We start from the raw sequence: 19,041 nt of genomic DNA, 5'->3' as shown, positions 1-19,041 counted from the left end.
GGTTGAGCCCCCCTACCCTACCTAGTGCTTGGCTATTCAGCGGGTAGGTCCCCATTCTGAAGTGAAAGTTGTGGCGAATCTTTCGTTGGTGGCGTGAGCCCAAGGTGTGCCCAACCGGCCGGTGTGGCCTCGCGACCACGCGAGCCACGGCTCAAAAAGCCCAATCTGACGAGAAACGGCTCCGCCACCGTTTCTACCGTCTCGCTTTCCTCCCCCACCGCCAGCGCAAGAGTGTTCAGCCCCACCGGACCCCCAGCGAACTTGCGGACGACTGCCTCGAGTACCGCCCGATCGAGCCGGTCCAGCCCCAGTTGATCGACCTCGTACAGTTCGAGCGCCGCCAGCGACACGTTGTGGTCAACAATCCCGTCTCCGTGCACCTCTGCGTAGTCACGAACCCGGCGTAGCAGGCGGTTGGCTACCCGGGGGGTACCTCGACTGCGACCGGCGATCTCCCGCAGGCCGTCGGTTTGCGCCGTCACCTCCATCAGGTCGGCTGATCGCGACAAGATTCCGGCGAGGTCATCATCGCCATAGAAATCCAGGTGCCCGGTGAAACCGAACCGATCGCGCAGTGGTCCTGGCAACAAGCCGGCCCGCGTGGTGGCACCCACCAAAGTGAATGGCTCCAAATCCAGTGGAACTGCCGTGGCACCTGGACCCTTACCGACCACCACGTCTACTCGAAAGTCTTCCATCGCGATGTACAACAACTCTTGCGCTGCCCGCGAGGTGCGATGGATTTCATCGAGGAACAGCACCTCACCTGGCTGCAAACTGGTCAAGATTGCTGCTAGATCGCCAGCATGCTGCAGTGCTGGTCCGCTTGTGATTCGTAGCGGTGCACCCATCTCGGCGGCGATGATGCCCGCCAACGTGGTCTTGCCGAGCCCGGGTGGACCACTCAGCAGGACATGGTCTGGTGCGCGGTCCCGGCGCCGAGCGGCGGTGAGCACTAGGTCGAGTTGGTCGCCAACCCGTGGCTGTCCAGCGAAATCCTTGAGTTGAGTAGGACGCAAGGCGGAATCAAAGGCGGATTCGCCGGAGGCAACTTCCGGGCTCACTAGTCGTTCAACGTTCATCGCTGCAACTCCCGCAGCGCGGCCCGCAGTGCTACTGCTACCGGACCGGAGGCCAATAGTTCCGGTTGATCCTGCGCGACACTCTTCAACGCGGTTTCAGCCTCTCGATTAGACCACCCTAGGGAGACCAACCCCGATTCGACTACCTGTCGCACGGACTCGTCCGCCGATGCCACCTGCGCTAGTTCCGCAGAGCTAGGGGCACCTACTCGGTCAGCCAACTCCAACAAGATCCGCTGCGCACCCTTCTTCCCGATACCCGGTACCTTCATCAGCGCGCGTTCGTCCTCGTTCGCCACGGCCTGCCGCAGTCCCTCAGCGGTCAGGGTGCCGACCAAGGCAAGGGCAGTTCTGGGGCCAACGCCGGAGACCGACTGCACTGTCTCGAAGATTTCCCGTTCCTCAGCGTCCGCAAAGCCGAACAGCGTCCAGGAGTCTTCCCGAACTACCAGCGATGCCGGGATGGTGCGGGTGTCACCAGCGCGCAAGTCCGCGATCGTCCCTGGTGTGGCCTGCACCCGAACTCCCATACCCCCTAGATCCACTACGACATGGGTGGCCGCGACTTGGTGCACTTCGCCCCTAACAAACTCGATCATGCTCGAACCTCTCGCAGTCGTTGAAGAAGTGGCGATCGCCAAGCGTGACAGATGGCAAGCGCGAGCGCATCAGTGGCGTCAGCCGGTCGTGGCGTCTCCTTCAGCCGCAACAACCGGACCACCATGGCCGCCACTTGATCCTTGTCCGCATTGCCGTAGCCAGTAACCGCCGCCTTAACCTCACTCGGCGTATGGCTGTGCACGGGGATACCGACCGTTTGCGCCGCCAGCATCACCATTGCTGCCGCTTGTGCCGTTCCCATGGCGGTTCGGGTGTTGTGCTGCGAAAAGACCCGCTCTACCGCAACCACATCAGGCTGGGCCGTCTCAATGAGTTCCGTCGCGTACTTGTGGATTTGGTGTAGTCGCACGGGGAGGTCGTCTTCGGCGGGTGTACGCACCACAGCCACGCTGACCAGTTCCACTCGCCGTCCCGAAGCTGCCGAGACCACCGCCATGCCGCAGCGAGTCAAGCCAGGATCGACGCCGAGAACCCGCATCAGACCTCCAGCCTGATCGAACGTGTGTTCGGTAGCCTAGCCGGAGCCGGTGGTCCTCCCGAGCAAATCTGCCCGCGTGTCTAGCAGCCTGTTACTTCTTTTTGGCAGTCGATTTCTTCGCCGTCGATTTCTTTGCCGTCGATTTCTTTGCCGTCGACTTCTTCGCCGTCGACTTCTTTGCCGTCGATTTCTTTGCAGTCGACTTATTGGAGCTGCGCGTCACTCGCTTGGCTGAGGCTTTGGCGACCCTCGCTGTCGTACCTGCCGCATGTTTGGCTCGCCTAGCCTTCTGCTTCACCGCGGTCTCACCCGGATCATTGGTGACACCTGCGGGCTTACCAGCCAGCACCCGGTCAAATCCAGCCCGCAAATCGCCAATAAAGTCCTCAATATCGGGAACAGCGGCTTGGTCAGCCGAAACACCGATGTAGGCGGTGCCGTCATAGGTCACCAAGGTGATGTTGGCTGCCGCTCCCACAGTTGGCACCAACGGCCAGGTGCCAATGAGCTGCGCCCCACCTACGTAAATCGGTACCGGGGGGCCAGGCACATTACTTACGGTGATGTCGCTGGTGCGCGCCACCGAGGCCAACATCGGCACCGGGAGCACCCAGCTAGCCTCCGCAAGCGGATTAACCAAGGTGAGCGCGGGTTCATCCCGCCAGCGACGAACTTCGTCGTGGGCTGAGTCGATTCGTTCCCGGATGGTGATATCGCTGACCGGCAGTTCCAGCCGCGCGATGGTCACGGCGTTAGCAGAACTGCCGTCCTTGACCGTCTTGCGCAGACTGATCGGGATGTTGAACCGCAACTGCTCGGCAGATTTGCCGTGCCGCTCGTGATAGGCGGCCAGCCCGGTGGTTACCGCCCCCAAGAAGGTGTCGTTGACGGTGTCGCCCCGCTCTTTGCTGATCCGCTTGATCTCATCGAACGGCAACTCGAACGTGGCGAACCGGTACATGTCAGAGCGGCGATTCATTAACGGGGATAACGATGACTCCGGAACGGCGGCGAACTTACCCAGTGAACTGGCCATATCCACGGCCTCGCCAATGGTTTCCTGCGGGGCCTTGACCGAGCCAACCGCAAAATCAGCCACTATTTTGGCTCCCTTCACCGCCGCGTCAAAGGCCCGAGACAGGTTGTCTTGAATGTTGGCCTTCGACACTGACGTGATCGAAACATCTTCACCGATCGGGGCTGGTGGGGCTTCCGGCTCGTCGGGGTTTCCATCTGGCGTGAACTCAAACAAGTTCAACCCAATGAGTACCGCACCTTGGCCGTCTGCGATGGCGTGGTGCAGTTTCATGATGATCGCGGCGCGGCCATCTGGCAGCCCTTCCACCAAGACGGCTTCCCATAACGGCCGGGCATGGTCGAAGTCAGTCAGGCTCATCCGACGCGCCTCCGCCAGCACTTCACCCCAGCCACTACCAGGAATCAACTGAAAGCGGCGCAAATGAATGTCTAGGTCGAACTCCGGGTCGACAGCCATTCGCGGCGCGGAGACACCTACTGCGCCGAACAACGGCCGCTCGCGTAGCACCGGCACCATCCGGGTCAGTCGATCAAATCTTGCTCGAAGCCGTTTCCAGTCCGGAGCGTGCTCGAAAAGCAGCACCGCAACTACGGTCGAGCGCATGCTGCGATCCACGGAGGCGGTTCGCCAGGTGGCGGCATCAAAGCCGGTTAATTGCTGTCCCACCGCACGCAGATCATTGACCCCACGCACCGCTTCATCGAGTTCGCCCACATCGACTCCTCTCGTCACCTCGTCTGACCGCGAGGCTACCCATTGAACCGCTGCTTTCGCGCGAGGAACTAGATATCAGCCAACCGCAGCCATCACTTCGTCAGAAACGTCAAAGTTTGCATAGACATTTTGCACATCGTCGGAGTCTTCTAAGGCTTCGATCATCTGAAAGACTTTGCGAGCATCATCTTCCTCCAGCTGAACGGTGACGCTGGGCAGAAAGGTCGCCTCCGCGGAGTTGTAGTCAATGCCGGCTGCTTGCAGCGCCTGTCGCACCTGCACCACGTCCGTGGCCTCACTCACCACCTCAAACGAGCCATCGAGATCATTGACCTCTTCCGCTCCGGCCTCCAACACCGCCTCATAGATCTCGTCCTCATCCGCGCTAGCTGCTGGCACGATCACCACGCCCTTGCGAGCGAAGAGATAGGCGACCGAACCGGGATCGGCCATGGAACCGCCGCTACGGGTCATCGCGGTGCGAACCTCGCTGGCAGCCCGGTTGCGGTTGTCGGTCAGGCACTCCACTAGTAGCGCAACCCCGCTGGGCCCGTAGCCCTCGTACATAATGGTTTCGTACTCAGCACCACCCTCTTCTTGACCAGAACCCCGCTTGACCGCTCGGTCAATATTGTCGTTGGGTACCGAGTTCTTCTTCGCCTTTTGGATGGCGTCGTAAAGGGTTGGATTACCGGCCGGGTCGCCGCCACCTTGCCGCGCTGCAACTTCAACATTCTTGACAAGTTTCGCGAATAGTTTGCCCCGTTTCGCGTCGACTACAGCTTTCTTGTGCTTGGTAGTCGCCCACTTGGAATGGCCCGACATGTCGCCTCCTCGCTAGATCAAGGACAAAAACCGGCGATGCACCCGGTCGTCCGCGGTGAGTTCAGGATGGAAGGCTGTTGCCAGGACCGCACCCTGCCGCACCGCCACGATCCTAGACCCTGCAGCATGCTCAACTTGGCCCCACACCTCAACGTCTGCGCCCACGTGCTCCACCCAGGGGGCCCGGATGAAGACTCCCGGGAAGTCAGCCCCATCTAATTCCGGCATCGGGACTGGCGCCTCAAATGACTCGGTCTGTCTGCCAAATGCATTTCTGCGGACCTCGATATCGAGGCCGCCAAACGTTCGCTGATCGTCCCGACCGTCCAACACCGTGTCGGCGAGCATGATCATTCCCGCACAAGTACCTAGTGCCGGGGTGCCGGAAGCGATTTTGTCGGCCAACGGCTCAATAAGATCGAGGTCGGTGGCCAACCGGGACATGGTGGTGGACTCGCCACCGGGGATGGCAATCGCGTCGATACCGGCTAGTTCGCTGGCTTCCCGGACCGCGACCGCGTCAGCCCCCAACGAACAAAAAATGGAGATGTGCTCCCGAAAAGCGCCTTGCAGCGCCAAAACGCCGATCCGCGGTCGGGTCACCAGCCGCGTTCCGCCAGCCGGTGGTCCACCGGGAGATCCTCTACGTTGATGCCGACCATGGCCTCACCAAGACCCCGCGAAACTTTGGCCAGTACGTCAGGATTGTCAAAGTTGGTGGTGGCCTGCACGATCGCGTGTGCTCGTTGGGCTGGGTCGCCGGATTTGAAGATTCCGGAGCCTACGAAGACACCGTCCGCGCCCAACTGCATCATCATCGCTGCATCTGCAGGGGTCGCTATGCCGCCAGCGGTGAACAGCACTACCGGAAGTTGACCAGTCCGCGCTATTTCGGCCACCAGGTCATAAGGAGCCTGCATCTCTTTGGCCGCGACGTACAACTCGTCTGGCGCCATCGAGGACAGCTTGGCAATCTCGCCTCTGATCTTGCGCATGTGAGTAGTGGCGTTCGAGACGTCTCCGGTCCCGGCCTCGCCCTTGCTGCGAATCATGGCCGCACCTTCGTTGATGCGCCGCAGCGCTTCCCCCAGGTTGGTGGCTCCGCAGACGAAGGGAACCGTGAACTGCCACTTGTCAATGTGATTGTCGTAGTCAGCCGGTGTCAGCACCTCTGATTCGTCGATGTAATCCACGCCCAGTGACTGCAGGATTTGCGCCTCCACGAAGTGGCCGATTCGCACCTTCGCCATCACCGGAATGGAGACTGCGGCGACGATGCCCTCGATCATGTCGGGGTCACTCATCCGCGAAACGCCGCCTTCTGCCCGAATATCGGCAGGAACGCGCTCCAGCGCCATGACCGCACACGCGCCAGCATCTTCTGCGATCTTGGCCTGCTCTGCGGTGACGACGTCCATGATGACGCCACCCTTCAGCATTTCGGCCATACCGCGCTTTACCCGATCGGTGCCGACTACGGAGTCGATGCCTGCTTGGCTCATGGGATCCCTCCAACAAGGATTGCGGCGACTGCCTCTATGGTAGGGCCGCAACGCGTAAGGGCCCAATCCAAGGGCGGAATGCCACCCGTTCAACGAACTCCGAAGCCAGGTGGCGGGACGTCATCCATCTCAAATGATTCCGGCAGTGGAGTGTGCCCAGCGAGCCGAAACTTGCCCACCCACCAGTTGTCGCGCACATCTCTGCAGGCCCGCACCGCGTCGTTGTAGAACCTGCGTGATAGCTGCACTCGACGGGTGCAACTCTCCAGGTCATTCATCAACTCTCCATCAGCACCGGCCGCAACCTCCGCGACTGCCTCCGAATCGTCAAAGGTGGCAGCCAAGACTCGTGACAGATTGGATTCCGCTAGACCCCTGGTGAGGTCCTCCGCGGCATCGGCGCGGCGCGCCTCCCGAACGGCATCGGTAATGACTTCCGCCGTAAAGGGATCAGGTAGCAGCGCCCCAGCCACTTGGCTCGCCGCCGTCTGCCGTTCCAACAGGGCACGATCCAGTGACACTCGGCCCGCATCGACTCGGCGATGCAGCCGATCTAGTCGGCCTGCGGTCTGCGACAAGTACAACCCAAACAGCACCAAGACCACCAACAGAATGATCAGCCATACCCACCAACTCATGAGTCAGCCTTGCCTTTGGTTGCCCGAGCGATGCGGCCGACGAACTGTCCCCGGAGATCTTCGGTGACTTTCTCCCCTGGCATCCGAACACTGCGGTAGACGTCCACGATCTCGCGCGACACCCGTGACCAGTCGTATAGGGCTGCTCGTTCCCGGCCCGCTGCTACCAACCGTCGCCGCTCCGTCGGATCAGCAAGCAGCTCGTTGACCACCCGGGCGAGATCGGCCGAATCGCCGTTGCGGAAGTGCGCACCCGCCTGACCTTCTGCCAGCACTCGCCGAAAGGCCTCCAGATCGCTGGCCACAACCGCGGTGTCACTGGCCATGGATTCCAGCAATACGATCCCGAATGACTCGCCACCGGTGTTCGGTGCAATGTACAGATCGGCGGAATGAAAAGCGTTGACCTTGTCTTCCTCTGACACCAGCCCGAGAAAAGTCAGTTTTTCTGCAATGTCAGGCGCCAAACTGGCCAAGATCTCTTTTTGATCCCCTGGCCCGGCCAGCAACAATCGAACCCGGGGGTGTCGCTCGGCGATCTCCGGTAGCGCACCCAACAGCACCGCAAGACCTTTTCGGGGTTCATCGAGCCGGCCAAGGAAAAACAGTGCCCCGCCCTCTCCCGGCCAGCCGTCAAAGGCCGTTCCGGTTTCGAAGTGGGCGCATTCGACACCGTTGGGAATCAGAACCGCGTCGCCACCGAGATGCTCCACCAGGGTGCGTCGAGCCAGCTCGGACACCGCGATCCTGCCCCGAGTCTTCTCCATAATGGTTTGGGCGAGGGAAAATCCCGCCGATAGTGCTCGGGACTTCTCCATGGATGAATGCCACGTTGCCACGATTGGGCCTTGTGCCGCCCAAATCGCCACGGCGGAGATTCCCGGCGAGATCGGCTCGTGGACATGCATGACATCGAACTCACCGTTGCGAATCCATTCGCGCAGCCTGCGTGTGGATCGAATACCCAGGTTGAGCCGCGCAACCGACCCGTTGTACCGCACCGCCACCGGCTTGCCGGTGGACACGACATAATCCGGCAGATTCTCTTCGTCCTCAGCTGGGGCGAGAACCGATACCGAGTGGCCCTCCCGTTCCAAGGCGTCCCGCAAGTCGCGGATATGAAACTGCACCCCACCAGGGCTATCCCACGCGTAGGGGCAGACGATGCCGACCTTGAGCGACTCTTCGGCCATTACGTCTCCCGAGTGCGCGGACCACGATTCGGATCTAGATCAGCTCGCCACAGCGGCTGCAGCATATGCCAGTCGGTGGGGTGTCGAGCAATCCCTACCTGCAGCTGATCCGCAACGAGCTGGGTATTGGCTTTGACGTCGTGATCCTCGTCGTCGGTGATGACCGGCTCGATCGGCGGCAGGATGGTGGCTGCTGCAGATTGCCGCGTGTAGTAGAAACTCACCGGCAGAATCTTTGCGCCGGTGCGGCGCGCCACCACGGCTGGACCACGCGGGAACGTGGTCGGTTCGCCGAAGAACTGCACCGGCACCCCATGTCGAGACAGATCTCGATCCGCGACCACACCGCACAGCACTCCGCTATCCACCCGTTGCACCAAAGTCTCAATGATGTTCGGTGTCTTGGTACCGATGATTTCCATACCGAGTTCGGTTCGGAAGGCCTCAAATTTCTTGAACAGCTTCTCAGGTTTCAGCGTTTCGGCGACTGTAGTGCAACTGCCGTAACGCTGAGCAAGAAAAGCCGCACCCCAGTCATAATTTCCGGCATGAGGCACCACGAAAAAAAGCTTTTCCCCCGCCGCCACCGCCTGGTCGATATGCTCCACACCTTCGACCGGAAGGTTGATGATTCTCTCCATCGGCCAGTCCGGCATCCGAAAGGCGTCGCACCAATAGCGGGCGTAACTGTGTAAACCGTCCCGGGAAGCGAGTCGAATCTGCTGCGCGTCGGCGTCGGGCAAGACTCGAGCCAGGTTCTTTTCGTATTGCTTGACCGATGGGCCGTGCCGTCGCCAGACCTGGTCGGCGCCACGAGCAAAGACCGAGTACGCGCGTTTTTCCGACATCCGTCGCACGGCGGACCAGCCAACCGAATATCCCAGGTAGGCGAAGTTGTCTGAGATCACTCCGCCGCCTCCGCATCGTCGCTCTCCGGGACTGGCTTTGCCAACTGCTTGCGAACATGGGCGAATCGCTGCCCCACGGTGATGACCACTAGCACTGCCAAAACCGGCAGTGCTACCGGCAGCGCCCAATCCAGCCCCAGCCCGGTCAGTAAAGCGGCTAGCAACGCCACGATGAGTCGCTCGGCTCGCTCGGCAATCCCGACGTTGGCCTCTGCCCCCACACTTTCCGCCCGGGCTTTTGCGTAGGAAATGGTAAACGCGCCCACCAGACAGACCCAGGCAGCAGCGGTAGTCACGGAGTCTCCGCGGGAGGCGAAATAGATCAGCAGTCCGCCGAAGATGGCACCATCTGTCACTCGATCCAGTGTGGAGTCGAGGTAGTTGCCCCACGGTCCTGCCGTACCGCGCATGCGCGCCATGGTTCCGTCCAGCAGATCGCTGAATACAAACAACAAAATGACCACGACGCCCCAGACGAAGTCACCGCGGGGGAAGAACCACAACGCGGCAGCGCTGGAACCAGCCGCACCGACAAAGGTAACCATGTCTGGCGTTACCCCGAGTTTGAGTAGTCCTCGTGCCGGTGGGTCGATGAACTTCGCCACCACGCTGCGGGTCTCTTGATTATTGAGCACCAGGGGCCTTTCGCCGGAAACTCGGACAGCACGATCGTACTGACAAACGCATCTTGATGGTCGCACCACGCACGACCAGCGGGAGTGACAGACTCTGCACAACAGGTTCAACCGTTGATGGGAGGAGTCAGCATGAGGGAGCCCGCCATCCGCAATGTTGTGCTGGTCGGACCATCCGGCAGTGGCAAATCCGCACTCGCGGAAGCCCTACTGTTTGCTGCCGGCGCCATTCGCGAACGAGGACGCGACGGCGGCACCCTGTCGGACCACACCCCCATCGAACAGACTATGGGTAGGTCGGTGACCCTGACGCCGCTGTCATTTGAGTTTGCGGACACCCGGATCAATCTGCTCGATACGCCCGGCTATCCGGACTTTGTTGGTGAGTTGCGCGCAGGGCTCCGAGCGGCGGACGCAGCACTGTTTGTGGTTTCAGCTATCGACGGCATCGATGCCGCCACCCAACTCCTGTGGCAGGAGTGCGAAGCCCTGGGAATGCCGCGGGCGGTGGCAGTCACCCGAGTGGATAAGGAGAGTGCCGATTTCACCGAGTCGGTGGCTCGCTGTCAACGAGCGTTGGGTGAGGAACTGCAGCCGATGTACCTTCCACTGTTAGCCGATGACGAAACGGTCGCGGGGCTGATTGCCTTACTGAGCGGAACGATCATGGACTACTCCGACGACTCTGTCACCCAGCGACCCGCCGAAGCACAACATCTGGAAATCACGGAGGACACCCGCAGCGCACTCATTGAGGGAATCATCACCGAATCAGAGGACGAGACCTTGCTGGATCGCTTCCTGACCGGTGAAGAACTCGATATGACCATGCTCAACGAAGACCTCGAGAAGGCAGTGGCCAGAGGGCATTTTCATCCGGTACTTCCGGTAGTACTCGGCGAAAAACTCATCGGGGTCACGGAAATCTTGAGCGTGATCGTCAACGGATTTCCCACTCCGGCCGAGCATGCTCTACCTGCCGCCACTACGCCTGAGGGTCGGGCCAGTGCTCCGCTTGCCTGCGACCCAACCGGAGATTTGTGTGCGGAGGTTATCCAGACCACATCGGATCAGTTCGCCGGTCGGCTGAGTTTGGTTCGCGTGTTCAGCGGCACCCTCACCGCCGATGCTGTGCTGCATGTGTCGGGACATTTCCTGAGTGATCGCGGGCATGAGGATCACGACGAGGACGAACGCATTGGTGCGATCTCCTCCGCGCTGGGCCCGGATTTGGTGCCAGTTGCGGCCGGTCGAGCGGGAGATCTGGTGTGCGTCACGCGACTAGCGGCGGCAGAAACCGGTGACACGTTATCTTCACCTGATCAGCCACTGCTGGTGGAGCCCTGGACCATGCCCGACCCGCTGCTACCCGTAGCGCTAGCAGCCAACACTCGCCAAGACGAAGACAAACTGTCCACCGCATTGCATCGGCTAGCGGCCGAAGACCCGACAGTTCGGGTGGAACGTAACCGAGAAACTCGTCAAGTGGTGCTGTGGTGCATGGGACAAACTCATGCCGATGTGATTTTGGACCGCCTGCAAAACCGCTATGCCGTGTCAGTCACGGCAACACCCCAACGGATTCCGCTGCGCGCGACCCTCAAGACCAAGGCCAGCGGGCAAGGTCGACTCGTCAAGCAATCAGGTGGACATGGCCAGTACGCGATCGTAGACATTGAGGTCACCCCACTCGCCCCCGGTGAGGGCTACCGGTTTGTGGACCAGGTGGTCGGCGGCGCCATCCCGCGCCACTACATCGCTGCAGTGGACAAGGGACTGCAACAGGCGATGGCCGACGGCGCCGCGCTGAGATTCCCACTCGTGGACCTCGAAATCGCCATTGTCGATGGTAAGTCCCATTCGGTGGATTCCTCCGACATGGCGTTCGCTACCGCGGCTGGCTTGGCACTACGCGAAGCGGCCGCCAGCGCCGGTGAAGTGCTGCTGGAACCGGTGGACAAGGTCATCATCGAGGTCGCGGACGAATATGTCGGCGCAGTCATGAGTGATCTGTCCGCGCGACGAGGTCGGATGAGCGGTACTGAATCGCTAGCTGGCGGGCTCACTCGGATCCAGGCCACAGTCCCAGCAGCAGAGTTGACTCGCTACACGATTGACCTTCGGGCGGTGAGTCACGGATCCGCTACCTTCAGCCGACAGCCGAGCGGTCATGAACGCGTGCCCGACCGGTTGGTGTCTACCTTGCTGACGCAAGCCAGCGACGACTGACCGTCCGGACTAATCGACCTTGGGCCGAGGTTCGAAGCGGTACCCGACACCTCGAATCGTAGAAATGAACTTCGTGTCCGAGCCCGTTTGCTTGAGTTTACGGCGCAGGTTGCCCACGTGGACATCCAAAATATGTGGGTTGTCTTGCGGCTCCCCCCACACGATGTCCATCAGCCGTTCCCGACTCCAGGTTCGTCGAGGCGACGAGGTGAGCGCCTCCAGAATGTCAAACTCAATCTTGGTTAGCGTGACCTGTTCACCGCTGATATCTACCTCACGAGCGCCAAGGTCCACGCTGATGCCCTCAAACTGGCGGAGGCCTTCGTTGTCGATCTCACGGCGGGGACGGCGACGCATCGCGCGCATCCGGGCTGTCAGTTCCCGGGGGGAGAAGGGCTTGGTGAGATAGTCGTCGGCACCCACCGATAGCCCGACGACCTTGTCCATCTCGCCAGCACGTCCCGTCACCATAATGACGTAGGCATCTGTGTGGCTGCGCATTTGGCGGCAGACCTCTACGCCATCGCCATCCGGCAGTGTGAGATCCAAAATAATGAGTTCGGGTCGATTCTGTTTGACCCAATCCAAGGCAGCTTCACCTGTGTCACGAACCGTGACCTCGTAGCCTTCACCGGCCAGCAAAATTTCGAGGATGCGGGCAATCTCCCTCGCATCTTCCACCACTAGTGCCGTCGCGCCGGTCATCTCTCCCCAAATCGCCTTGCCGTTCGAGTCACCACACAAATCGCCTCGCTGTCGCATTATTGCGAAGTTCGGCGGTCGGAGCGACCCCTACCCCAGGAACCCCGCCGACCGCGATGGCGAACTCGTCAACCCATACCCACATCGCTGTGCTCCCAGGCTTCCGCGATGACTCGCCGAGTGTCAGCTAGTTCCTGCGGCAGAATCTTTGTCCGACCCACGATCGGCATAAAGTTCGCATCACCACCCCATCTGGGCACGATGTGCTGATGTAGGTGAGCCGATATCCCGGCCCCCGCGATTTCACCCTGATTCACACCAAGATTGAAGCCGTGTGGCTGCATTGCATGTCGGATCGCCACCATTAGCCGCTGCGAAAACTGATTCATTTCGGCCAGTTCGGTGGCCGTCGCTTCGGTGATGTCCGCGTAATGCCGATAGGGACATATGAGTACGTGCCCGGTGTTGTACGGATACAGATTCAAAACGGCGAACACCAATTCGCCGCGCGCGACGATCAACCCCTCGACATCCGATAGACCCGGCACCCGGCAAAACGGGCACTGGTCACCAGGGCCGCTGTCAGTGGGTTTGTTTTCACCCCGGATGTAGCCCAGCCGATGCGGCGTCCACAATCGTTCCAGCCCGTCAGCGAGCGGAGCTTCCTGCTCTGGATCGCGATCCCCGACTGGTCCGGTGTTCATACGCGTGACTCCACCGCTGCCACAATCTCCGCAATGGCCTCATCAATCGGAACGCCGTTGTTTTGCTCACCATCCCGATAGCGGAACGAAACGGCGCTGGCGGCCATGTCGTCATCCCCCGCGATCAGCATGTACGGGATCTTCTGCTTCTGAGCGTTGCGGATCTTCTTTTGCATCCGATCTGGGGCAGCGTCGACTTCGGCGCGGATACCTTGCTCCCGCAGTTTCGCCACCACCTCAGCCAGGTAATCCACGTGACCGTCCCCCACCGGAATCCCGACAACTTGAACTGGTGACAGCCAGGCCGGAAAAGCCCCTGCGTAGTGCTCGGTCAGCACACCGATGAAGCGCTCGATGGATCCGAACAGCGCGCGGTGAATCATGATGGGCCGCTGTCGGGTGCCATCGGGTGCCGCGTACTCCAGTTCGAAACGTCGCGGCAACTGGAAGTCCAACTGGATGGTGGACATCTGCCAGGTGCGGCCAATCGCGTCCTTGGCTTGCACCGAGATTTTGGGTCCGTAGAAGGCGGCGCCGCCCGGGTCTGGGACTAACTCCAACCCGGAATCTTCTGCGGCCTGTCGTAGCGCCTCAGTCGCCTCATCCCATTCGGCAATATCACCGACATACTTGTCCGGGTTACGAGTGGACAGCTCCAGGTAGAAATCATCGAGTCCGAAGTCCTTCAGCAGATCCAGCACGAAGCGCAGCAATGACTTCAGTTCATCTTGCATCTGTTCGCGAGTGCAGTAAATGTGGGCGTCGTCTTGAGTCATGCCACGGACCCGCGTCAGGCCGTGGACCACTCCGGAGCGTTCATATCGGTAGACCGATCCGAACTCGAACAGCCGCATCGGCAGTTCCCGATAGGACCGACCACGGCTGCGATAAATCAGATTGTGGAACGGACAGTTCATGGGTTTCAGGTAGTAGTCCTGACCCTGCCTCTTAATGTGGCCTTCCTCGGCTCGCTCCTCATCGAGATGCATCTTGGGAAACATGCCGTCGGCGTACCACTCCAGATGACCGCTGGTTTCGAACAGGCCACCCTTAGTCACATGTGGGGTGTTAACGAACTCATACCCGGCTTCTTCATGACGCCGCCGCGAGTAGTCCTCCATGACGCGGCGCAACGTTCCACCCTTGGGATGGAAGACCGGTAGCCCAGATCCGATCTCTTCTGGGAACGAGAACAGATCCAGTTCCGCCCCAATCCGGCGGTGATCCCGTCGTTCGGCCTCAGCCAAAAAGTCCAGATACTGCTTCAGTTGCTCTTTGCTCGGCCAGGCGGTGCCATACATCCGCTGCAGATCTTCTTGGCTCTGGTCACCGAGCCAGTAGGCGGCGGAACTGCGCATGACTTTCACCGCGTTTGCCGGAATGTAGCGGGTGTCCGGCACATGGGGTCCGCGGCACAGGTCGTTCCAAACGATGTCGCCGGTGCGATTTACGTTGTCATAGATGGTCAGCTCTGACCCGCCAACTTCCATCACTTCGGCGCCGCCTTCGCTGCCGATGAGGCGCAGCTTGAACTTTTCGTCTGCAAGTTCTGCTCGTGCCTCGTCCTCCGAGATCGCGCGGCGCCGAAACCGTTGCCCGGTCTTGATGATCCGTTGCATCTGCTTTTCGACCTTCTTGAGGTCCTCGGGGTGAAATGGTTCTGGTGCATCAAAGTCGTAGTAAAACCCGTCGGTGATTGGCGGCCCGACCCCCAGCATGGTTCCGGGGTAGAGCTCTTGCACTGCCTGCGCCATCACGTGTGCAGCCGAGTGCCGCATCACGAACAGACCTTCGTCAGATTCGATGTCGACTGGTTCTACTTCATCACCGTCGTGCAACTCCGTATCCAGATCCCGCAGTTCCCCGTTGATCCGCGCAACTACCACCCGCCGATCGTCGCGGAACAAATCGAGGGCGGTCATCCCCGGCTCAAGGTCGCGCTCCTGTTTGCCTTCCGGGAGGGCCAGGTTGATTCGTGCCACGAGTTCTCCAGTCCGATCGCAACCGTCTGTGTTGCAGATTGATGGTATCGGCCCCAGCACTGTCACCCCAGGTATGTGTGGCGAGTTCGTCCGCTGGCACCGGCAGTCGGCACTCTCGCCAGGTGTCTGACTCAGTGAACGGGCCGAGTCTCGGCAACAGCAGTCGCCAATCCCTGCAGGGTCGATCGGCACATTGAGCGTCAGTATCGGGACGTGCTGTTGGAGTCAATCGCCCGATAACTGGGCTGCTGGCTACTAGGAGACGGCTGGTTGCTCTAACCGATTCCGGTAGGCCTGGTGGACACCGAAGGCGACTACTGCGCCGAGGCCGAGCACTAACAGCAACGGTAAGAGAGTGTCAGTCCGACCTTCCAGTCCCTGACTCATGCGCCAGCGAAGTGAAACCGCATACACCAAGCCACCCCACGCCGTGAAAAGTTTGCCGCCGTGCAGGAGCCACCATCTCTTCACTCGTCGACCCTGGTCCCGCCAGGTCAGTACGTCACACAGCACTACCGCCAACATCACCACTGCAACTGCCAGCGAGGCAAACGTGTATAGCGAATCGCTACCTAGGTCTACCAGGCCCAGTGCTACTTGACTGAGCAGCACAATCAGCATCACCGCATTCCATACCTTGTCAGCAGTGCGAGGCGGAACCGCTCCGTCGGGTGTGCCTGCGGCGACTCTGGCCCACGTGCCCACGCCCGTCACCACCAGATAGAGCAAGATGACGTCCAGGTACAGAAAGAACAGCGGTTCGTAGGTCATTTCCGCGAAGAAGGCTTGGAAACTGCGACCCTCAATCCCGAGGCTTTCCGATTCCTCACTCCAAAACGACGAGAACAGCGGGTTGGCTAACATCGCGAATCCTGAAATTGCGATGATCCAAGCCACGACAACGCCCAGACGACCCACACGACGGTGCAACTGCCGCTTGGGACCGAATATCTGCAGCGGGAAAATAACCAGGCAAGCCAAAACCCCAGCCGAAATGTGAACAGCCATCGCGATGGTGAAGAGAACCTCCACGTACCTCACCTGTCCACTCCATCGGCTGCGACTGCATGCCCCATATCTTGGCCTGCTTCATTGCAAGATACCCAGTAGTGTCCGCCGCGAGGTGAGCCATGTACTTCCTTCTCACCGTTGCCGCTGCTGCTGCAATTCTCCTGCTGTCGGCTCGTTCCACCCAGTCGGACGATCCGTCTGCGGCATCTTCGTCAGCAGAGCCCGTCGAAGCTGCCGGCTACCGAGCGCCGCGGGAGTTCAGTGGCATCGCCTAGTTGCAGACTCGCCTAGCAACAGCGTGTCTACAGCGGCCAAGCCAATCCTAGGATCACCAAGGTCGCGGATATTGCGCACGCACAAGCACGGATCGTATTCCAGAAAGTCCATCGAGGTACATACGTATCTCGCCAAAAAGTCTCAGCGGCTTCGCGACCCAATTCCATCCGGTCAAGTTCTTGATTCAGCGGTACGTTGCCCCCGACGGTTACCCCAACGCACCCCAATACATAGATGAGTCCTGCGGCCGCGATCATCAGGGCGGCCGTGCCGTCATCCCAGACAAGTTCGTGCACCGTGAGGACAACCGACAGGGGCGCCATACCAATAAAGAGGACCATGAAGACGGTACGGAATACCTCCCGATTAACCGCCTGCATGGCCTCAAGGCCACCGCCATCGGAAATTTGAGCGAGCGATCGCATGATGAAATCCGAGAAGGCCAGAAAGACGCCAGCCAGTACTCCATAGGCGAGTGCCGAAAATGTTGCGAGGAGAACGAACAGAAGAGACATTGCGACAGGTTTACCGTAGATGCGACCTAGGCATCAATGCCGACATTCGTCGCCGATGAGAATGACCAAGTTGCCTCGGCGTCACGCCGACAGGTCGTCCTCAAGTCAAAGAGCCGCAGTGACCCGATATGCAACGCCGCATGCCCTACCTACTGCCCTACTTATCTTTGGAACCACAGTCACAGCCACAGCCGCCCATGTCGTCACCTCCCAACCCAATCGGACACCCTTTACTATAGCCACAGACAACGAATCTGCTGGCGACACTAACGGTCACGCGCGTTGATGAGTTCTAGTTCGTCGAAATTGAGTCCGAGCGCAGCGCCTCTCGGCAATGAGTACAAGTCATTGTTGAGTGGCTGATGATGTTGTGATGGCAATGTCTTATCGATAACTACGAAAATTCCTGCCAGTCCTGCGGCAAACCCATCATCCTTGGCCAAAGCTTGTGAGGGGACCCCTTGGATCGGTCCGGGGTGTTTGAGAGTCACTTCCTGTGCGTGCATTGAGCCGCGTAGATCGCCGGGGCTTGGTAGCCCAGCGCACTATGTGCCCTGTGATGATTGTATTGGTGTTTCCAATCGGTGATGATCATTCTGGCTTGGGTCAGTGACCACAACTCGTTGATGTTCAGGCACTCATCGCGCAGGCGGCCATTGAACGATTCGATGAAGGGGTTCCGCCTCCGGTAGTACGTCTGCTCCGAGACCTCCAGGTGACGGCAAACCGCCGCTACATCCTCACCCTCGGCTAGCATCCGAACAGCGTCCTGAAGCTTGCGGACAATCTGCTCAGGCGTGTGCTTCCTACGCCGTCTTGTACTCATGATCGAGCCTTCCTTCCCGGCAAGGGGTATCCGACTCTCAAATCACCCGCACCAACCAAAAGGGTCCGGCTGGCTGGGTCCTCCCTCGCTTCGGCCCACACACCAACGGCGTAAGTGAAGATTTACTTCACCTAGCGGAGCTTGATTTTCACGACATTGCTGCGTATTCGGCCGTGCCTCGAAGTCTCGCTAGCCACCAGTCGTAACTTGAACTCTTGACCCCGCTTGGGTGCCTTGAAGGTAAAAGCCACTTTCCCGTTCGCTGCCGTTTTTGATTTCTGCTTCGTTCGCCAACTACCGTTCTTCTTCAGTTGACGCTTTACCTTCGTTCCCGATTCTTTGGGTTTCATCGTGCCGGTCATGGTCAACGTACTTTTCGGTTCGACTTTGTTTGAATCCGCCTTGGCCTTGAGTCGGAACTTGCCCTTGGTGAGCGGGGCTAGTTTTTTGAAGCTGCCGTTCGCCATGGTTGCGTAAGTCCAGACGGCTGTTCCACCGATACCGAAATCCTCAACGATTGTTGCCCGCCCCGCCGCAGCCTGCTTTGCGCTAAACCAGACTTCTTTGCGAACCGTGCAACTGGAGCTGCGGCTGTCTCCTACCGATGTTTTCCAGGATCCACTCACTTTTGTCTTGTAGGTGTAGGTGTACTCCTTGGATTGTTTGTCCAACTTGGGTGTGATGCCGCGGTCTTTGGCCAGACGGTTGGCCGCGGTGGGACTTAATGAGATGGAGCCAGGATCCGTTGGTTGCCACTTGGAGTTGCACTTGCCGAAGGTTACGTAACGATTGCCCTTTTTCTGGAACCAGGACTTTCCGTATTGCGGCAAACCAACGTAGAGCTTGCTTTTTTGTTGGCTGCCGACCTGAGCAACTGCGCTTCGAGTGACCTCGCGCGCCCAGTTGTACGGACCGATCGGGCCTGGCGAACTAAAGGAATAGTCGTAGGTCATGATGCGAAGTCGATCCACGCTAGTTGACAGCGTTGCCCAATCGAATACCGTGTAGCCGCCTCCAGGCCTCGGGCTGCCGTCAGCAAGGAAGGGACTGACTCCGGCCGGAACGGTTACGGACAACAACTTTCCCGCCTGGCGAAGTTCTTGGCCCAATCGCGCGATCATGTCGTTGAGAAGCGGACGAGTGTCATCCCAACTATCGGCT

At 59.8% G+C, this 19,041-nt stretch carries 20 protein-coding genes; 2 read left to right on the top strand and 18 right to left on the bottom strand.

Annotation, left to right across the window (positions count from 1 at the left end; all coding sequences use genetic code 11):
* Window positions 1–32: 32 nt before the first annotated feature.
* The 11 genes from ruvB to K0U62_01170 form a co-directional block, all read right to left on the bottom strand.
* Entirely contained in the window at window positions 33–1,082 is a 1,050-nt protein-coding gene (ruvB, locus tag K0U62_01220) for a Holliday junction branch migration DNA helicase RuvB (GenBank protein ID MCH9800136.1), read from the bottom strand.
* Window positions 1,079–1,681, bottom strand: coding sequence for a Holliday junction branch migration protein RuvA (ruvA, locus tag K0U62_01215; protein MCH9800135.1), 603 nt, complete (start codon window positions 1,679–1,681; stop codon window positions 1,079–1,081). Before ruvA ends, ruvB begins: the two co-directional genes overlap by 4 nt.
* On the bottom strand, window positions 1,678–2,181 hold the full coding sequence (gene ruvC / locus K0U62_01210; GenBank protein ID MCH9800134.1) for a crossover junction endodeoxyribonuclease RuvC: 504 nt from the start codon (window positions 2,179–2,181) through the stop codon (window positions 1,678–1,680). Before ruvC ends, ruvA begins: the two co-directional genes overlap by 4 nt.
* A 91-nt stretch (window positions 2,182–2,272) precedes the next feature.
* Entirely contained in the window at window positions 2,273–3,952 is a 1,680-nt protein-coding gene (locus K0U62_01205; GenBank protein ID MCH9800133.1) for a WS/DGAT domain-containing protein, read from the bottom strand.
* A 57-nt stretch (window positions 3,953–4,009) separates the two neighbouring features.
* Window positions 4,010–4,759 carry a YebC/PmpR family DNA-binding transcriptional regulator gene (locus K0U62_01200; GenBank protein ID MCH9800132.1) on the bottom strand — a complete coding sequence of 250 codons (750 nt, stop codon included), beginning with the start codon at window positions 4,757–4,759 and terminating at the stop codon, window positions 4,010–4,012.
* Window positions 4,760–4,771: 12 nt separating this feature from the next.
* On the bottom strand, window positions 4,772–5,362 hold the full coding sequence (pdxT, locus tag K0U62_01195; GenBank protein MCH9800131.1) for a pyridoxal 5'-phosphate synthase glutaminase subunit PdxT: 591 nt from the start codon (window positions 5,360–5,362) through the stop codon (window positions 4,772–4,774).
* Window positions 5,359–6,261, bottom strand: coding sequence for a pyridoxal 5'-phosphate synthase lyase subunit PdxS (gene pdxS / locus K0U62_01190; GenBank protein ID MCH9800130.1), 903 nt, complete (start codon window positions 6,259–6,261; stop codon window positions 5,359–5,361). Before pdxS ends, pdxT begins: the two co-directional genes overlap by 4 nt.
* Before the next feature lie 89 nt (window positions 6,262–6,350).
* Window positions 6,351–6,899 (bottom strand): hypothetical protein, encoded by a 549-nt coding sequence (locus K0U62_01185; protein ID MCH9800129.1) that lies wholly within the window; start codon window positions 6,897–6,899, stop codon window positions 6,351–6,353.
* The gene (locus K0U62_01180; protein ID MCH9800128.1) at window positions 6,896–8,092 is read right to left on the bottom strand and encodes a glycosyltransferase family 4 protein; all 1,197 of its coding nucleotides are present in this window, start codon (window positions 8,090–8,092) and stop codon (window positions 6,896–6,898) included. The genes K0U62_01185 and K0U62_01180 overlap by 4 nt, the downstream gene beginning before the upstream one ends.
* Window positions 8,092–9,000 (bottom strand): phosphatidylinositol mannoside acyltransferase, encoded by a 909-nt coding sequence (locus tag K0U62_01175; protein MCH9800127.1) that lies wholly within the window; start codon window positions 8,998–9,000, stop codon window positions 8,092–8,094. Before K0U62_01175 ends, K0U62_01180 begins: the two co-directional genes overlap by 1 nt.
* Window positions 8,997–9,545: a CDP-alcohol phosphatidyltransferase family protein gene (locus K0U62_01170; GenBank protein MCH9800126.1), complete on the bottom strand. Its 549-nt coding sequence runs from the start codon at window positions 9,543–9,545 to the stop codon at window positions 8,997–8,999. The genes K0U62_01175 and K0U62_01170 overlap by 4 nt, the downstream gene beginning before the upstream one ends.
* 207 nt (window positions 9,546–9,752) lie before the next feature.
* Here K0U62_01170 and K0U62_01165 point away from each other — a divergent pair, with 207 nt between their 5' ends.
* Window positions 9,753–11,864, top strand: a complete 2,112-nt coding sequence (locus K0U62_01165) for an elongation factor G-like protein EF-G2 (protein ID MCH9800125.1) — start codon at window positions 9,753–9,755, stop codon at window positions 11,862–11,864.
* A 9-nt stretch (window positions 11,865–11,873) separates the two neighbouring features.
* Here the strand turns inward: K0U62_01165 and K0U62_01160 are convergent, their stop codons facing one another.
* From K0U62_01160 to K0U62_01145, 4 genes are all read right to left on the bottom strand, one after another.
* Window positions 11,874–12,569 (bottom strand): response regulator transcription factor, encoded by a 696-nt coding sequence (locus K0U62_01160; protein MCH9800124.1) that lies wholly within the window; start codon window positions 12,567–12,569, stop codon window positions 11,874–11,876.
* 125 nt (window positions 12,570–12,694) lie between these two features.
* Window positions 12,695–13,270, bottom strand: coding sequence for an HIT domain-containing protein (locus K0U62_01155; protein ID MCH9800123.1), 576 nt, complete (start codon window positions 13,268–13,270; stop codon window positions 12,695–12,697).
* Window positions 13,267–15,192, bottom strand: a complete 1,926-nt coding sequence (gene thrS, locus K0U62_01150; GenBank protein ID MCH9800122.1) for a threonine--tRNA ligase — start codon at window positions 15,190–15,192, stop codon at window positions 13,267–13,269. The genes K0U62_01155 and thrS overlap by 4 nt, the downstream gene beginning before the upstream one ends.
* Window positions 15,193–15,507: 315 nt before the next feature.
* Entirely contained in the window at window positions 15,508–16,293 is a 786-nt protein-coding gene (locus tag K0U62_01145) for a hypothetical protein (GenBank protein MCH9800121.1), read from the bottom strand.
* 89 nt (window positions 16,294–16,382) lie between these two features.
* On the opposite strand from K0U62_01145, the gene K0U62_01140 reads away from it, so the two are divergent.
* Window positions 16,383–16,538 (top strand): hypothetical protein, encoded by a 156-nt coding sequence (locus tag K0U62_01140; protein ID MCH9800120.1) that lies wholly within the window; start codon window positions 16,383–16,385, stop codon window positions 16,536–16,538.
* Window positions 16,539–16,565: 27 nt separating this feature from the next.
* On the opposite strand, the gene K0U62_01135 is transcribed toward K0U62_01140, so the two are convergent.
* From K0U62_01135 to K0U62_01125, 3 genes are all read right to left on the bottom strand, one after another.
* Window positions 16,566–17,054, bottom strand: coding sequence for a DUF1772 domain-containing protein (locus K0U62_01135; protein ID MCH9800119.1), 489 nt, complete (start codon window positions 17,052–17,054; stop codon window positions 16,566–16,568).
* A gap of 487 nt (window positions 17,055–17,541) precedes the next feature.
* Window positions 17,542–17,880: an integrase core domain-containing protein gene (locus K0U62_01130; GenBank protein ID MCH9800118.1), complete on the bottom strand. Its 339-nt coding sequence runs from the start codon at window positions 17,878–17,880 to the stop codon at window positions 17,542–17,544.
* Between the two features lie 131 nt (window positions 17,881–18,011).
* Window positions 18,012–19,041: hypothetical protein (locus tag K0U62_01125; protein MCH9800117.1), on the bottom strand; the 1,030-nt coding region annotated here is incomplete at its 5' end.

It is taken from the genome of Actinomycetes bacterium, assembly GCA_022599915.1.
In the GTDB taxonomy this organism is placed as follows: domain Bacteria; phylum Actinomycetota; class Actinomycetes; order S36-B12.
This window is presented reverse-complemented; position numbering and strand designations above follow the sequence as displayed.

Excerpts from the sequence above, each read along its gene's own strand:
- ruvB (MCH9800136.1), bottom strand. The coding sequence starts at position 1,082 with ATGAACGTTGAACGACTAGTGAGCCCGGAAGTTGCCTCCGGCGAATCC.
- ruvA (MCH9800135.1), bottom strand. The coding sequence starts at position 1,681 with ATGATCGAGTTTGTTAGGGGCGAAGTGCACCAAGTCGCGGCCACCCAT.
- ruvC (MCH9800134.1), bottom strand. The coding sequence starts at position 2,181 with ATGCGGGTTCTCGGCGTCGATCCTGGCTTGACTCGCTGCGGCATGGCG.
- K0U62_01200 (MCH9800132.1), bottom strand. The coding sequence starts at position 4,759 with ATGTCGGGCCATTCCAAGTGGGCGACTACCAAGCACAAGAAAGCTGTA.
- pdxS (MCH9800130.1), bottom strand. The coding sequence starts at position 6,261 with ATGAGCCAAGCAGGCATCGACTCCGTAGTCGGCACCGATCGGGTAAAG.
- K0U62_01185 (MCH9800129.1), bottom strand. The coding sequence starts at position 6,899 with ATGAGTTGGTGGGTATGGCTGATCATTCTGTTGGTGGTCTTGGTGCTG.
- K0U62_01180 (MCH9800128.1), bottom strand. The coding sequence starts at position 8,092 with ATGGCCGAAGAGTCGCTCAAGGTCGGCATCGTCTGCCCCTACGCGTGG.
- K0U62_01170 (MCH9800126.1), bottom strand. The coding sequence starts at position 9,545 with ATGGTTACCTTTGTCGGTGCGGCTGGTTCCAGCGCTGCCGCGTTGTGG.
- K0U62_01165 (MCH9800125.1), top strand. The coding sequence starts at position 9,753 with ATGGGAGGAGTCAGCATGAGGGAGCCCGCCATCCGCAATGTTGTGCTG.
- K0U62_01160 (MCH9800124.1), bottom strand. The coding sequence starts at position 12,569 with ATGACCGGCGCGACGGCACTAGTGGTGGAAGATGCGAGGGAGATTGCC.
- K0U62_01155 (MCH9800123.1), bottom strand. The coding sequence starts at position 13,270 with ATGAACACCGGACCAGTCGGGGATCGCGATCCAGAGCAGGAAGCTCCG.
- thrS (MCH9800122.1), bottom strand. The coding sequence starts at position 15,192 with ATGACCGCCCTCGATTTGTTCCGCGACGATCGGCGGGTGGTAGTTGCG.
- K0U62_01140 (MCH9800120.1), top strand. The coding sequence starts at position 16,383 with ATGTACTTCCTTCTCACCGTTGCCGCTGCTGCTGCAATTCTCCTGCTG.
- K0U62_01135 (MCH9800119.1), bottom strand. The coding sequence starts at position 17,054 with ATGTCTCTTCTGTTCGTTCTCCTCGCAACATTTTCGGCACTCGCCTAT.
- K0U62_01130 (MCH9800118.1), bottom strand. The coding sequence starts at position 17,880 with ATGAGTACAAGACGGCGTAGGAAGCACACGCCTGAGCAGATTGTCCGC.